Source organism: Nocardia sp. CA-107356, from assembly GCF_050946365.1.
Classification (GTDB): Bacteria; Actinomycetota; Actinomycetes; order Mycobacteriales; family Mycobacteriaceae; genus Nocardia.
In genome coordinates this window covers 7,642,080-7,656,512 of record NZ_CP191992.1, presented here as the reverse complement: position 1 = coordinate 7,656,512, position 14,433 = coordinate 7,642,080, and the positions used below count along the sequence as shown (strand labels likewise).

Here is a 14,433-nt window from a genome sequence, read left to right as displayed (position 1 = left end):
TCATGGATCCCGAACTCGAACCATTCCTCCCGCTGTTCCCGCCGGCCGACCTGACCGACCCGCCCACCGCGCGTAAGCAGCTCGCCGAGTTGGCCGCCGCGATTCCGGTACCGGCCACCGCGCAGATGGAGATCGAAACTCGCACGGTGCCCGCCGACTTCGATGTACCGGTGCGGATCTACCGGCCGCACGATGCGCAGGGTGCCATCATCTGGCTGCACGGCGGCGGATTCGTGATGGGTGATCTGGACACCGAACATCCGTGGGCCACGCTGCTGGCCAACGGTTCCGGCGCGACGGTGATCTCGGTGGACTACCGCCTGGCCCCCGAAAACCCGTTCCCCGCCGCGCATGATGACATCTACGCGGTGCTGACCTGGACGGCCGAGCACGCGGCCGAACTCGGCATCGACCCGGCTCGGATCGCGATCGGCGGCCACAGCGCGGGTGCGGGGCTCGCGGCCGCGGTGGCATTGCGGGCGCGGGACCAGCAGGGGCCGCCGATCCGCTTCCAACTGCTCAACCAGCCCGGTCTCGACGACCGGCAGCAGACGTGGTCGCAGCGGAACTTCACCGATACGCCCTTTGTGACTCGCGAGAAAGTCGCCCAGATGTGGGGGCACTACCTGGGCTCGCAGCAAGCGACGCCGTATGCCGCGCCGGCACGGGCCGCCGATCTGTCCGGCCTGCCACCGGCCTATATCGCCACCGCGGAGTTCTGCCCGAACCGTGACGAAGACATCGACTATGCGCTGCGGCTGTTGCAGGCGGGCGTGCCGGTCGAACTGCACCAGTGGCCCGGTACGTTCCACGGGTCGCAGGCGATCCTGTCCGCGGAGGTGTCACAGCGGCAGAATGCCGAACTCGCCGCAGCCCTGCGCCGCGCGCTGGCCGAGTGACGGTCTCGCGTCATCGGGGGCTGTCGGTCGGGTCGAGCGGCACTTCGTTTCGCCTGCCAGCCCGCGGCGCGTGCGACGGTGTTCGACGTATCGCGGTGCGGTGTTCGATAGCGTGACCCGCGCCGACATCGCCAGCCACTTCGCCACGGCCGCCCTCTGCGGCGTACACCCGCGGCTGGTTTGTCAGATGTGCGCCGAATGCGTGGTGAAGTAGTTGCCCTCGTCGAAGTCGGCGAGGAGGCCGGGATGGGTCGGTTCCCAGCCGAGGACGCGGCGGGTCGTGCGGGTGGACGTCGGGATGTCGTGAGCGATCACCATCGCGAGGAACCCGCCGAAGTAGGCCTGCAGCCGGTCCGCCGAGATGCTCTCGGTGGGCAGGCCGAGGTGGTCGCCGATGCTCTGTGCGATCTCGCGCAGCGGGATGCCCTCGTCTCCGACCGCGTGCCATCGGGTGCCCGCCGGTGCTTTCTCCAGCGCCAGGCGGAACAGGTGGGCGACGTCGAGTGTGTGCACGGCGGGCCACCGGTTCGCTCCAGCCCCGGGGTACCCGGCGAAGCCCTTCTCCTCGGCGGTGGCGATCAGCATCCGGGCGAAGCCGTGACGGTCCAGCGTGCTGTGGGTGATGGGTGGGATCCGTACGACCGAGGACCGCACGTCCCGCTCCGCGAAGCCGACCACGGCGATCTCCGAGTCGATACGGCTGTGGGGCGTGCCCGCGTCCGCCTCCCCGCTGGGCGTGCCCGCGTCCTCCTCCGTCAACGGTCGGCCCAGCTGCCCGAACGTGCCCGTGCCCGACGCCGTGACCAGCGGTTTGCCGGTTCCAGCGAGCGCATCGCCGAGCGCCTGCACGGTGGCGAGTTCCGCGGCGACCGCGGCGGCGACGTGGCCGGAGAGCATCTGATCGTGTTTGAACGCGACGTGGATGACGCCGTCGTAGTCCGCGGCCGCCGCTTTCAGCCCGTCGAGATCGTCGAGATCGCCTCGTCGCGCGGTCGCGCCGAGCGCGGTGACGGTCGCCGCGGCGGTGTCCGACCGCGCGAGGCCGACGACCTCGTGTCCGGCGGCTACGAGTTCGGACACGACGGCCGAGCCGATATGGCCGGACGCGCCGGTGACGAATACACGCATGGTGGCTCCTGGAGTGAGTGATGAGACTTGGTCCCGTCACTCTACAAGTGATGCGACTCGGTGTCATCACTTAGGATGGAGCCATGGGTCGATGGGAACCGAACGCGCGGGAACGTCTGGAGCGCGCCGCGCTCGCCCTGTTCGTCGAGCACGGGTACGACGCCACCACGGTTGCCGAGATCGCGGACCGTGCCGGACTGACCAAGAGCACGTTCTTTCGTCACTTCGCCGACAAGCGTGAGGTGCTGTTCGGTGGACGGGACGGGATGGCGGAACGCTTCGCCGAGGCGATCCGCACCGCCGCGCCTGAGGTGACGACCGTCGGCTGCCTCGCGGCGGCACTGGAGTCCGTCGCCCACGCATTCACCGCGGACCGCCATGATCTCGCCCGGCAGCGGCGCGCGGTGATCGCGGCCAACAGTGAGTTGCAGGAACGCGAGTTGCTCAAGCAGGCCCGCCTCGGTTCCGCCATGGCCGATGCCCTGCGTGCCCGCGGAGCCGACGATGCGACCGCGCGCCTGGCCGCCGAGATGGGCGTCCTCGCGCTCGCCACCGCCTTCGCGCAGTGGATCGAGCCCACCAATCAGCAGCCGTACACCGAGATCGCGCACGCGGCGTTGCGCGATCTGCAAACCCGCGCAACAACTCTCGGCACAGACGCCGACATCCGCGCCTGACCCGGTCTCCTGAACCCGACGCCACGTACCTGCTCGCAGCGCGGCGGGCGGCGACCCCAGATCGCACCGCCGAGCAGCGAACGAACCAGTGATCCGCAACCTGCCGCTCGGCGGTGGCCGTGACCGCCCCTACCGTGGTCGCGACGAAATGCGTTGCGGCAGGGGCGGAAACGTCAGTTCCAGTTGTCGATCTTGACGTCGTGCGGATCCGGAGCGCCTTTCCCGGTTTCGATCAGCGACTTCAGGCTCATCAGGAACACCGCCCACTTGGTGCTGCAATGGTGCATGAATTCCACCGGCTCTTTCCAGCCTTCGTGCTTGAAGAGAACGACGGCGTAGTCGTCGACTTGATCGAGGTTCCAGTCGACGTGGGTGCCGATCCATTCTTCGGGGCCGTCGACGACCTCCCATCGCACGTGCTTGCCCGGGTCGAGCTCGAGGACCTTCATATCGAATCCGCCTGCCCCGAATCGGAATTGGAGCACGCCGCCGATATCGTTTCCTTTACCTCGGGTGTCGGTTGTCCACCAGCCGGAAAGCCCCTCGGTGGTGGTCAATGCCGAATATGCCTCGGCCACTGACGATTTGATTCCGACCTTGTGCAGGATGTCTACCATTTTCGATTCCTCTTTCCAGTTCCCATATCACAGTGATGAATTCACTGCTGCAGGTCTTTGTTGCGCTGAATGGCCTCGGCGATCCGCTTGATCCGCCGGAGCCGGGCGTCCCACGCTGCCCCCACCGAGGACAACTGCGCGACCGCGCGGGCAAGTTGCTCCTCGTCCACCTGGTACCTCCGTTCTCGCCCGGCGGGCGTGGCATGCACCAAGCCGACACGGTCGAGCACGCCGAGATGTTTCGCGATGGCCTGTCGGGTTACCGGTAGTTGCCCGCTGAGGCTGGTGGCCGTACCACCGCCATCCGCCAGGAGTAGGTCGAGCATCCGCCGACGGGTCGGGTCCCCGACCGCGGACCACAGGTCGTCGTCGACGGCGGCGGTCATGGGGTCGACACCAGCCGCGCGAGGTATTCCCCGAGTCGGGGCACAAAGGTGTCCCAACCGGTGCTGTGGTCGCGGTACTCCTCCTCCAATTTCGCTGCCTCCCAACCCATCTCCCGGAACCCGGTCTCGGTGAGCCGAATCCTGGTGCCGGTGCCCGACGGGGTGAGCTCGAAGGTGACGAGCAGTGTGTTCGCGGAGTCGTCGACCTTGCTGTCGGGATAGCACCAGCGGAACGCGAACAATCGAGGCGGTTCGGCGTTCACCACGGTGATCGGGACAACCTGCGCCCGATCACCCCAGATGAGTTCACCGACCGCGCCGGGCCTCGCTTCGAGCGAGGCGTCGTCGCTCCACCATTCCGAGATGTGCTCAGGGCTGCTGACGACCTCGAAGACCACCTCGGGCGAGGCGTCGACGTGGATCTCTCGTTCGATGCTGCCGTACTCCATATGCTTCCTCCATGTGCAATGTTTGGTTGCGCATGACGGTAGTCCGCAATCTTCGAATGCGCAACCATTGGTTGCGCGTATGTGGGGATCGAGGTGTGCTCGGAGTTTGATCGAAGTCGCCGAGGCGGGCGTTAAACTGCTGATCGAGTGGGCGGTGCCTCGCGTCTTCATCAGTGTCGAGCGTGCCCGGCCAGGTCGGTTTGCTGTCCCGTCGCAGGGAGGTGGTGCCGTGTCCGTTCGTCGAAGTGTGCTGGTAGCAGCGGTTCTATGTGCCTTACCGGTGCTCGGCGCGCCGCAGAGCGAGGCCTACCCGCCGAACGAGGCAAGTGGCGGCTGCCAGCAGGGCAGCGTGATGACCGGCCGGTTGGTGCCCGGCACCGGTAGCGCGGGGCAGAACATCCTGCGGGAGGTCACCCTGCGGGGGTGTGTCAGCTCGCTGCTGCCGGGTATCGACGCCGGACAGTTCGCGGTGACCATTCCGTGGAACGCGCCCGGTGCGACCAGTGCGGCCACATTCGCGTGGTCGGATGGCAGCGTCAGCGCGGCGACCGGATACGGCAATGGCCTGTGGTTGATCACCGACGGTCCGGCGAATGGTCATGGGATCCAGGTGAATGTCGCCGATACCTGGAACGGGTGGTACCTCAGCTATGCCGATGTCGCCGTCACCTCGGCGACCTTCCGATCCTGATCCGGTCGCCGTTGCCCGGGCCCGCTTCTGGTGGGCGGCCACGGTCGGTTGTCGGGAACTGTGAAGAATGTGTATTCCGAATTCGCCCGCCGCGCGCAGCCGCATGGCAGGATCAGCGTGGACGACGGACGGGGATGTGATGACTGAAACTGATTCTACAGCAACGGTATTCACGACGATCGCAGATGCGGCGGCGGGGCTGCGGCGGGGGGAGGTGAGTGCGGCGGAATTGGTGGAGGCCGCACTGGCTGCCGCGGATGCGCACGATGAGACGTTCGGGGTGTTTCTGGCTCGGTTCCAGGATCGGGCTCGGGCGTGCGCCGCCGAGGTGGATCGGAAGATCGCGGCGGGGGAGCGGCTGGCGCCCTTGGATGGGATTCCGTTGGGGGTCAAGGATATTTTCGCGCATTCGGCGGGGCCGACCACGGCGCAGAGCCTGGTGTTGGACCCGGCGTGGGGGAAATCGGTGGGGGATGCCGCGGTCGTGCGACGGCTCGAGCAGGCCGGTGGGATCGTGGTCGGGAAGACCACCACAATGGAGTTCGCGATCGGGGTTCCGGATCCGGAGAAGCCGTTTCCGATACCGCGCAATCCGTGGGATGCGCAGCGGTGGGCGGGCGGATCCAGTTCCGGTTCTGCCAGTGGCCTTGTGACCGGAGCATTTCTGGGTGCGGTCGGCACCGACACCAGCGGCAGCCTCCGAATTCCCGCGGCCTTCTGCGGAATCACCGGCTTCAAGCCGACATTCGGCCGGGTGCCGAAATCCGGTGTGGTGCCACTGGCTTACACCCTTGATCATGCCGGTCCCTTGGCTCGCACGGCCGCCGACTGCGCCTTGCTGCTGCAGGTATTGGCGGGTCACGATGCCGAAGACCCCTACAGTGCGAACGAACCCGTCGCCGACTACCCTGCCGCGCTCACCGGTGACCTGCACGGAATCACCATCGGCGTGGACGATCTCGATCGCTTCGTCGGCGACGGACGGGATCCGCTACAGCCGCAACGGTTCTCGGCGGCCATCGACGCCCTGCGTGCAGCGGGCGCGACCATCGTCCCGATCGAGATACCCATGTACGTGGAGACGACGGCGACCGCCTTGATCGTGCTGGCCGCCGAATCGGCCGCGTACCACCGGCCGACCCTGCGCTCGCGCTACCACGACTACGCCCGCGGCAGTCGCGTCGTCTTCGCCGCTGGCAGCTCGGTCAGCGGCGCGGATTACGTTCAGGCCCAACGCGTTCGGCATGTCGCGCAGCGGCGGATGGCGGAGCTGTTCACCGAGGTCGATCTGGTGGTCACGCCGACCGGCCACCTCGGCGCTCCGCGCATCGACGCCATGGAGCAGCTGAACCCGGTGAGTGTGCTCGCGGGATTGCATACGCCGTACTGGAATTCGCTCGGCAACCCCACCATCGCGATCCCGATCGGAATGACCGCCGATGGCGTTCCCTTGTCGATCTCGATCAGCGGCAAGCACTTCGACGAGGCGACGGTGCTGCGCGCGGGCGACGCCTACCAGCGGCGCACCGATCACCACCGCCTGACGCCCGCGCTGTCCCGAAGCTGAAAGGTATTGCCATGAGCACCGAGCCGACGTGGCCCGCCTCCGACGAGGAGAACGCGGCCATCGCCATGCTGGAGCAGCTCCTGCAGGGGATGGCGGGTCTGCTGCAATCGGTCGAGGACGCCCGATATATCGATCCCAGCGGCGGCTATGCGCCGTACCGGGGAGCGACGCCGAGCTGATTCGGCATCTGTACGCCGCAGGGGTGGGGCGGTGAATTCGGCTCTACCTCCGCGGTATTCGACGTAGGCGGCATGCGCGTCGAATTTGTTCCACCGTTTGGAGTTGGTTTCGTGACTTCCCAGCAGCCCCTGTCCTGTCCTGTTCAGCACGGCTCTCCCATTGACACCGACGGCGAACGCGCTCCGCTCTACACGCCGGAGTTCGCCGCCGATCCGCACCGCGCCTATCGGGAGATGCGCCGCAAATACGGTTCGCTGGTGCCGGTGGATCTGGCCCCCGCCACCCCCGCGACCCTGGTGGTCGGCTATCGCGCCGCGGTGCGCATCCTGCACGATCCCGAGCACTTTCCGCGCGATCCGCGCATCTGGCAGAAGGACGTTCCGCCCGACTGTCCGGTCCTGCCCATGATGGATTGGCGCCCGAGCCTGCTGCACAGCAACGGCGCGGTGCACGCCAGGTATCGGGAAGCGGTGAACGCGGCCATCGAGGCGGTCGACCTGCACGCGCTGCACACCACCGTGGCGCAGATCGCCGTACCGCTGATCAATGCGTTCTGCGAGACCGGGTCGGCGGATTTGATCGGCCAGTACGCACTTCCGCTCGCCTTCACCGCGATCAACGCTGTCCTGGGCTGTCCGCCCGAAATCGGCGGGCGCACCGCGCTCGGATTGGCCGCGATGTTGGATACGGTCAACGCCGCCAAGGGAAATGAACTCGTGCACGAGGCGTTGACCGAACTGATCGCGCTCAAAAAGGCCGAACCGGGCGACGACATCACGACGCGACTGCTACAGCATCGCGTCGGTCTCGACGATCTGGAGGTGCTCGAACATGTCATGCTGCTCTATGGCGCTGGCATCGAACCGGCGCAGAATCTGATCGCCAACACGCTACTGCTGATGCTCACCGATGACCGTGTCGCGGACAGTATTCTCGGCGGCAGTCTGTCGACCCGCGACGCCCTGGACGAGGTGTTGTTCACCGACCCGCCGCTGGCGAACTACTGCATCACCTACCCGCGACAGCCCATCCTGATCGACGAAATATGGCTCCCCGCACACCAACCCGTGCTGATCAGCATGGCCGCCTGCAATAACGACCCGGAAATCGAAGGCGAGCACACCGGGAACCGCTCACATCTGGCATGGAGTGCGGGCCCGCACGCCTGCACCGCAAAATCCATGGCGTACTTGATAGCTCAGGACGCCATCGATGAATTGCTCGACACACTACCGGAATTGCAACTGGCTGCTCCGGCGGCCGAGCTCACCTGGCGGCCCGGTCCGTTCCACCGGGCGCTGGCGGCGCTCCCGGTGACATTCCCCAAGTCGCGAGCGCGGAGCGTGTGAACGGACGAATCACCGCAGCGCCTCGCCCGCGGCCGCGGCGATCGCGGCGGCGACCCCGTTGAGTGCGGGAGAGTCGACCTTCCACTGTTGCCAATACAGCGGAACATCGATGTAGGAATCCCCATCGATGGGTACGAGGTCCCGCCCGGTCCGGCCACCGCGAGTCTGCAGATCCGGCAGCATCCCCCACCCGAGCCCGATCCGAATCGCCTCCGCGAATCCCGCCGAGGACGGCACATAGTGGCGCGGCGGATCGACGGGCTGTTTGCACCGACGTCGCACATGCCGGTCCTGCAGATCGTCCTTGCGATCGAAGAGCACCACCGGTGCGGCGGCATACGCCTCGGCTGTCGGTCCGTCCGCGAACCAGGTGCGCGCGAACCGCGGATTCGCCATGGGCCGATACCGCATCGCACCGAGCTTGTCGACCCGGCACCCCTGCACCGCCGCCGCGGTGGCGGTGATGGCCGCCATCACCGTTCCATCGCGCAGCAGCCGAGTCGTATGCTCCTCATCCTCGCGATGTATCTCGAAACACACACCGGCCGGTGTGCGCCGCAGCGCGGGCATCACCCACGTTTCGAGCGAGTCGGCATTGACCGCGATCGGCACCCGGATCGGCCGATGCACGGGGCGATCGGCATCTCCGAGTTCGCGTGCGGTGTCACCGGAGAGCAGTTCGATCTGCCGTGCCAGCCGCAGCACCGCGAGTCCGGATTCGGTGGGCCGCACCGGTTTTGTGCGCTGCAGCAGAATGCGGCCGGCCGCATCCTCCAGCGCCTTGATGCGCTGACTCACCGCCGACGGTGTCACGCGCAGGCTGCGCGCGGCCGCGTCGAATGTGCCCTCGGTGACTGCCGCGTTGAGCGCACGGAGTTGATCCAGCTGTAGGTCCATATTAAGAAATCGTAAAGGTACTTCAGAATCTTTAGCTGGTCTGGTGCAATGCGCGCGGCTAGCGTCGATGTATGTGACGGCATCATCGGCGGCCCTGGCGGCCATCTCGGGACTCGGCTTCGGACTTTCCTTGATCGTGGCGATAGGCGCCCAGAACGCCTTCGTCCTGCGCCAGGGTTTGCGCGGGCAGCATGTGCTCGCGGTGGTCGCGGTCTGCGCGGTATCCGATATGGTGCTGATCGCGGCCGGAGTCGGCGGGCTGGGCGTCGTCGTCCGGTCGGCCCCCGTGGTGCTGACGGTCATCCGCTACGCCGGTGCTGCCTTCCTGATCGGCTACGGGATTCTCGCGGCGCGACGCGCGTTGTCGGCATCGTCGCTGACCGCCGAATCCACCGGCGCCACCGTCGCACTCGGCGCGACCATCCTCACCTGCCTGGCGCTGACCTGGCTCAACCCGCACGTCTACCTGGACACGGTGTTGCTCCTCGGCTCCTTCGCCAACACCTACGCCAGCCCGGACCGCTGGTTCCTCGGGGCGGGTGCGATGGTCGCCAGCATTGTCTGGTTCACCGCACTCGGCTACGGCGCTCGCAAACTCGGTCCGCTGTTCGCCCGCCCGCGCGCTTGGCAGGTCCTGGATTCGGCGATCGCGGCGGTGATGTTCGCGCTTGCGCTGGGCTTATTGCTCACCAGCTAGTCCCGCCGGCCACGGCTAGGCTTGCTGGAACACTGCAACGCTGCGGGATCGGATCGCGATCAGTACGTGACTGGTTCGGGCTGTGCAGGGTGGGGGTCGCCGCCCGAGGCGTGAGAGGTGGGCAGGCAGTGAGTTATCCGTACGGCTATGGCGAGCAGCCGCCGCGGCAGGATCCGTCGCCATGGGGGCAGCCGGTGGGCTATCCGGTGCAAACAGGCTGGGAGCAGACCGGCTATCCGACGGGATATCCCGGCGCGCCGACGTCGGGCCCGCCGCCGCAGCCCCCGAAGTCCAAGACCGGGGTGATCGTGGCGGTAGTGCTCGGGCTGGTCGCGGTGCTCGCCGTGGTCAGCGTTGCGCTGGTCGTCAGCACCGGCCGTGACAAGGGACAGCCGCAGGCATCCGATACCACCGCCACCGTTGTCCCGGCGACGAGTGCGCCGCGCTCGGGCACTCAGCGACCGACCACGACGACACCACGCCCCGGTCAGCCGTCCTCGGGCAAACTCACCTACAACGACTTCGCCGGTGACTGGAACTTCAAATTCGACAATGTGGAACTGCACGCCGACTGGGTCGAGGGTCGCGACCACACCAGCTGCCGGGATTTCGAGATAGACGGCAAGCTCACCGGATTGGGCTGCCAGTACGCCGCTGAACTGGTATATCGGGCCGAGAGTGGCGGGCTGAAGATCACCCAGTTCCTCATCGCCATGTCGGATGAGGGGCAAGCCGCCGCGGCGCTCGGCAAGTTCAGCGATGCGGATCTGCACCTGCGCTCGGGCACCTATATTGATCGTTTCGTCACGGGCAAATGGCGCGATGGGAATGAGAAGGAGTTCGTCGTGGTCACGGTGGCCACGGCCACCGCCGCCGTCGACGTGGAGACGGTCAAGAAATATCTGCAGTACCGGCATGCCGATACCCTCGGCGCGCTGGCGTTCCGATAGGTATCGCTTCGCTCATGATGTGGCCGCAACCCTATGGCAGTGTCGAAGTCATGCGACTCCGAAACTGGACGACGACCGCCGCCATCTGCGCGTGGGGCCTGCTGCTCGGCGGTTGCGCACCGGGAACACCCGCGCGCACCACGGCGTCGGGAACGACGGCATCGACAGCGATGCCGCGGACGGACGCGGGACCGATATCGACGCCAGCGCCCTTCATCGCCGATGACCGCGTGGTCGTGATCGACCCCGGACACAACGGCGGCAACGCCGCACAGCCCGGGGAGATCAACCGGCCGGTGCCGGCCGGTCGCGGACAAACCAAGGCGTGCAACACCACCGGCACTTCGGCCACCGACGGATACGCCGAGCACGAATTCACCTGGGACGTTGCCAATCGTGTCCGGGACGCATTGGCCGCCCGCGGTATTCGCGTCGTCATGACCCGCGACGACGATGCGGGCGTCGGCCCGTGCGTCGACGAACGCGCCGCCATCGGAAACCGCAGTGGTGCAGCGGCGGTCGTCTCGATCCATGCCGACGGCGCCGCCGCGGGCGCACACGGCTTCCATATCGCCTACTCGTCGCCGGCACTGAATGCAGCACAGGGCGAGCCGTCGCGGCGACTGGCGACAACGTTGCGCGACACCATGATCGGCTCCGGTTTCACCCCGTCGACCTATGTCGGGTCGGACGGTATGAACCCGCGCGCCGATCTGGCAGGTCTGAACCTCTCGGAACGCCCGGTCGCACTGGTGGAATGCGGAAATATGCGCGATCCGGGCGATGCCGCGCTGATCGAATCTCCTGACGGCCGGGCACGTTACGCGGATGCCATCACTACCGCCATCATGGCCTTCCTCGGATAGCGGACAGCTGTGATCGGGATCACCGTCTGCTTGCCGGACGTACCTATACCTCCTGAGGTAACGGCGTTACGCTAACGCTGTTACTTCAGGGTGCAGTCGAACAGGGGAGTCGCTCATGCTCGTACGGATAGCACATCTGGCCACCCGGCATCCACGCACGATCCTGCTCGCTGCCGCACTGTTGGCCGTGCTCTGCGGTGTATTCGGCGCCTCGGTGACCTCGCATATGAAGACCGGTGGCTTCACCTCGAGCGATGCCGAATCGACACAGGTATCCCGGCTCGTCGCCGATAACTTCGGCGGCGCCGAACCCGACCTCATCCTGCTGGTCCACGACGATGCGGGCGCCGACAGCGCGGCCGCCAAGGCCACGGGCGCGCGGCTGGTCGACACCCTGCGGTCGCGCGGCGACGTGATCGGCATCCAGTCCTACTGGAACACGCCGCAGCCGCTGTCCTCGGCATTGCGCAGCACGGACGGCAAGAGTGCGCTGGTGCTCGGGTACATCACCGGTGAGGAGACCGCGGCCCAAAAGGTCGCCGGTGAGATCGCCGAACAAGTAGTCGGCACCCGGGACGGCGTCACCGTCGACGAGGGCGGGGCCAGCTCGGTCTACCACGAGGTGAACGAACAGATCACCCACGATCTCGCGGTCGCGGAGAGTGTGGCGATCCCGCTGTCGTTCATCGTGCTGATCCTGGTGTTCGGCAGCCTGGTTGCGGCCTTCCTGCCGCTGGCCGTCGGCATCTTCGCGATTCTCACCACCTTGGCGATCCTGCGCACCCTGACGGTATTCACCGACGTCTCGATTTTCGCGCTGAATTTGACCACGGCACTCGGCCTCGCGCTCGCCATCGACTACAGCCTGTTCATCGTCAGCCGCTACCGCGAGGAACTCGGCAATGGCCTCGAGGTCGAGGCGGCCGTGGTGCGCGCGGTGCAGACCGCCGGGCGAACGGTGCTCTACTCTGCGCTGACCGTCGCGCTGTCGGTGGCGGCGCTCGGCGTGTTCAACCTGTACTTCCTGAAATCCTTTGCCTACGCGGGCATCGCGGTGGTCGCCGCCGCCGCGGCCGCTTCGATCCTGGTCCTGCCCGCGGCTCTGATGCTGCTCGGCCATCGTGTGAACGCGGGCGATCTGCGAAAGCCATTGGGGCGCTTGCTCGGGCGGACGCCACACGCCGATCTCGCACCCGAGCAGACCTTCTGGTATCGCACGGTACAGCGGGTGATGCGCTATGCCGCACCGGTCGCCATTGCGATTATCGTGCTGCTGCTCGCGGTCGGATCCCCGTTCCTCGGCGTGAAATTCGGCTACCCCGACGACCGGGTGCTCAACGCCAGCGCGTCCGCCACCAGCCGCACCGTCGGCGACGCACTGCGCAGCGACTTCCGATCCAATGCCGCCACCAATGTCATGGTGGTACTCGACGGCTACCACGCAGACCCCGCTGCCGTCGGTGACTACGCCGCCGCGCTATCGAAGGTGCCGGGCGTGGCCGGTGTGCTTTCCGGTGGCGGCGTGTACTCGGGTGGTATGAGGGCGTCCGCCGGGCCGCCGCAGATGACCAATGGCACCGGCGCATTCCTCACTGTCGCGACAACAGTCGATCCCTTCTCCGCTGCCGGCAAGACGCAATTGGCCCAACTGCGCGATGTCCGGAGTCCGGGGCCCGCCCTCTTCGGCGGCGCCGCGGCGATCAACGTCGACGCCCTCGACGCGCTGGGTGCGCGACTGCCCCTGGCCGGAGCGCTGGTCGTGCTGGCCACCTTCGTTGTGCTGTTCCTGTTCACCGGGAGCGTGCTGTTGCCGCTGAAAGCCCTTGTCCTCAACACGCTTTCGCTGACGGCGGCGTTCGGTGCGATGGTCTGGATCTTCCAGGACGGGCATTTGTCCGGTGTGCTCGGCAGTGATGCGACCGGATATCTGGTCCCGACCATGCCGATCCTGATGTTCTGCCTCGCCTTCGGCATGTCCATGGACTACGAGGTATTCCTGCTGTCGCGCATCCGCGAGGAGTGGTTGGCCTCCTCTGGGCGCACGGCGGCCGATAGCAACCGCGCGGTCGCGCTCGGCGTCGCGCGCACCGGCAAGATCTTCACCGCCGCAGCACTGTTGATGGCCATCGTGATGGCCGCCATGGTCACCTCCAAGGTATCGTTCATTCAGATGATGGGGCTCGGCCTGACATTGACGGTGCTCGCGGATGCCACGCTGATCCGCGGCCTCCTCGCGCCGGCACTCATGCGACTGATGGGTACCGCGAACTGGTGGGCGCCTGCGCCACTTGCCAGGCTGCACGCCAAGATCGGATTGCGCGAGGACGAATCCGCGTCCGGCACAGCGGAATCCGGCAAGCATGAACTGGCGGGGCGCACGTGAGTTTCACCCGTCGGCAGCGCTCCGCACGCGGCACAGGTGAGGGGTTGCGCGCCGAAATCATTGATGCCACAAAGGAATTGCTGGCTCACGCAGGTCAGGTGGACGCGGTCTCCATCCGCGCGATCGCCAAAATCGTCGGCGTCACCCCGCCATCGATCTACCGCCATTTCGCGGATAAGGATCAGTTGATCGAAGCGGTGGTGGCCCAGGTATTCGAGGATCTGGACGCGGTGATGTCGGCCGCGACCGATCCGAACGAATCACCGATGGAGCGGCTGCGCCAGCAGGGACAGGCCTACGTGCGCTTCGCCAGAGAACATCCCGAGCACTACCGGTTGGCCACCGCGCCCGGCGAGACCGCTGGCGCGGTCGATCAGGTGTTGACCAGCAGTGCCTTCGCGCATTTCACGGCGACCGTCACCGAGTGCATGAACCTCGGCGTGATCACCCCCGGCGATCCGGTGCCGGTGGTACTGGAACTGTGGTCGAGCGCGCACGGGATCGCCTCACTGCTGATCGCGAAACCCTATCTGCCGTGGGGCGATCCGGAGGTGTTCACCGATCGCGTACTGCGCTCGGTCTGTGTCGGTCGGGCCGTCATCGACAATGTGCTCGGCGACGACGTGACCCCTGATGGCGTCGCGCAGTGGCTACAGGAAAACCGTCGACAGCCTTGATCGCCTGGCAGGTGCCGTGG

16 protein-coding genes are annotated in these 14,433 nt (G+C 66.6%); 11 read left to right on the top strand and 5 right to left on the bottom strand.

Annotation, left to right across the window (positions count from 1 at the left end; all coding sequences use genetic code 11):
- Positions 1–2 precede the first annotated feature (2 nt).
- Positions 3–899 carry an alpha/beta hydrolase gene (locus ACQP1G_RS34520; RefSeq protein WP_433193873.1) on the top strand — a complete coding sequence of 299 codons (897 nt, stop codon included), beginning with the start codon at positions 3–5 and terminating at the stop codon, positions 897–899.
- A 183-nt stretch (positions 900–1,082) separates the two neighbouring features.
- On the opposite strand, the gene ACQP1G_RS34515 is transcribed toward ACQP1G_RS34520, so the two are convergent.
- Positions 1,083–2,027, bottom strand: coding sequence for an SDR family oxidoreductase (locus ACQP1G_RS34515; RefSeq protein ID WP_433193872.1), 945 nt, complete (start codon positions 2,025–2,027; stop codon positions 1,083–1,085).
- An 83-nt stretch (positions 2,028–2,110) separates the two neighbouring features.
- Here ACQP1G_RS34515 and ACQP1G_RS34510 point away from each other — a divergent pair, with 83 nt between their 5' ends.
- Complete coding sequence (locus ACQP1G_RS34510) at positions 2,111–2,704, top strand: TetR/AcrR family transcriptional regulator (RefSeq protein ID WP_433193871.1); 594 nt, start codon at positions 2,111–2,113, stop codon at positions 2,702–2,704.
- Between the two features lie 173 nt (positions 2,705–2,877).
- Here the strand turns inward: ACQP1G_RS34510 and ACQP1G_RS34505 are convergent, their stop codons facing one another.
- Genes ACQP1G_RS34505 through ACQP1G_RS34495 form a run of 3 tightly spaced genes read right to left on the bottom strand, consistent with a single transcriptional unit; the run spans position 2,878 to position 4,156 of the window.
- Entirely contained in the window at positions 2,878–3,321 is a 444-nt protein-coding gene (locus tag ACQP1G_RS34505) for an SRPBCC family protein (RefSeq protein ID WP_433193870.1), read from the bottom strand.
- 41 nt (positions 3,322–3,362) lie between these two features.
- Positions 3,363–3,707, bottom strand: a complete 345-nt coding sequence (locus ACQP1G_RS34500; protein WP_433193869.1) for an ArsR/SmtB family transcription factor — start codon at positions 3,705–3,707, stop codon at positions 3,363–3,365.
- A complete protein-coding gene (locus ACQP1G_RS34495) occupies positions 3,704–4,156 on the bottom strand; it encodes an SRPBCC family protein (protein ID WP_433193868.1) in 453 nt (150 codons plus the stop codon). The genes ACQP1G_RS34500 and ACQP1G_RS34495 overlap by 4 nt, the downstream gene beginning before the upstream one ends.
- 229 nt (positions 4,157–4,385) lie before the next feature.
- Here ACQP1G_RS34495 and ACQP1G_RS34490 point away from each other — a divergent pair, with 229 nt between their 5' ends.
- From ACQP1G_RS34490 to ACQP1G_RS34475, 4 genes are all read left to right on the top strand, one after another.
- Positions 4,386–4,847 (top strand): hypothetical protein, encoded by a 462-nt coding sequence (locus tag ACQP1G_RS34490; RefSeq protein ID WP_433193867.1) that lies wholly within the window; start codon positions 4,386–4,388, stop codon positions 4,845–4,847.
- 139 nt (positions 4,848–4,986) lie between these two features.
- Positions 4,987–6,414 carry an amidase gene (locus ACQP1G_RS34485; RefSeq protein WP_433193866.1) on the top strand — a complete coding sequence of 476 codons (1,428 nt, stop codon included), beginning with the start codon at positions 4,987–4,989 and terminating at the stop codon, positions 6,412–6,414.
- 11 nt (positions 6,415–6,425) lie between these two features.
- Complete coding sequence (locus tag ACQP1G_RS34480; protein WP_433193865.1) at positions 6,426–6,593, top strand: hypothetical protein; 168 nt, start codon at positions 6,426–6,428, stop codon at positions 6,591–6,593.
- A gap of 111 nt (positions 6,594–6,704) precedes the next feature.
- Positions 6,705–7,943, top strand: coding sequence for a cytochrome P450 (locus ACQP1G_RS34475; RefSeq protein ID WP_433193864.1), 1,239 nt, complete (start codon positions 6,705–6,707; stop codon positions 7,941–7,943).
- Between the two features lie 9 nt (positions 7,944–7,952).
- On the opposite strand, the gene ACQP1G_RS34470 is transcribed toward ACQP1G_RS34475, so the two are convergent.
- Positions 7,953–8,840, bottom strand: coding sequence for a LysR family transcriptional regulator ArgP (locus tag ACQP1G_RS34470; RefSeq protein ID WP_433193863.1), 888 nt, complete (start codon positions 8,838–8,840; stop codon positions 7,953–7,955).
- Between the two features lie 67 nt (positions 8,841–8,907).
- Between ACQP1G_RS34470 and ACQP1G_RS34465 the strand changes: the two genes are divergently transcribed.
- The 5 genes from ACQP1G_RS34465 (at position 8,908) to ACQP1G_RS34445 (ending at position 14,413) form a co-directional block, all read left to right on the top strand.
- Positions 8,908–9,537, top strand: a complete 630-nt coding sequence (locus tag ACQP1G_RS34465; RefSeq protein WP_433193862.1) for a LysE/ArgO family amino acid transporter — start codon at positions 8,908–8,910, stop codon at positions 9,535–9,537.
- A 128-nt stretch (positions 9,538–9,665) separates the two neighbouring features.
- Positions 9,666–10,487 (top strand): hypothetical protein, encoded by an 822-nt coding sequence (locus ACQP1G_RS34460; protein WP_433193861.1) that lies wholly within the window; start codon positions 9,666–9,668, stop codon positions 10,485–10,487.
- 50 nt (positions 10,488–10,537) lie between these two features.
- On the top strand, positions 10,538–11,353 hold the full coding sequence (locus ACQP1G_RS34455) for an N-acetylmuramoyl-L-alanine amidase (protein ID WP_433193860.1): 816 nt from the start codon (positions 10,538–10,540) through the stop codon (positions 11,351–11,353).
- A 115-nt stretch (positions 11,354–11,468) separates the two neighbouring features.
- Complete coding sequence (locus tag ACQP1G_RS34450; protein WP_433193859.1) at positions 11,469–13,736, top strand: MMPL family transporter; 2,268 nt, start codon at positions 11,469–11,471, stop codon at positions 13,734–13,736.
- On the top strand, positions 13,733–14,413 hold the full coding sequence (locus tag ACQP1G_RS34445; RefSeq protein ID WP_433193858.1) for a TetR/AcrR family transcriptional regulator: 681 nt from the start codon (positions 13,733–13,735) through the stop codon (positions 14,411–14,413). The genes ACQP1G_RS34450 and ACQP1G_RS34445 overlap by 4 nt, the downstream gene beginning before the upstream one ends.
- Positions 14,414–14,433 lie beyond the last annotated feature (20 nt).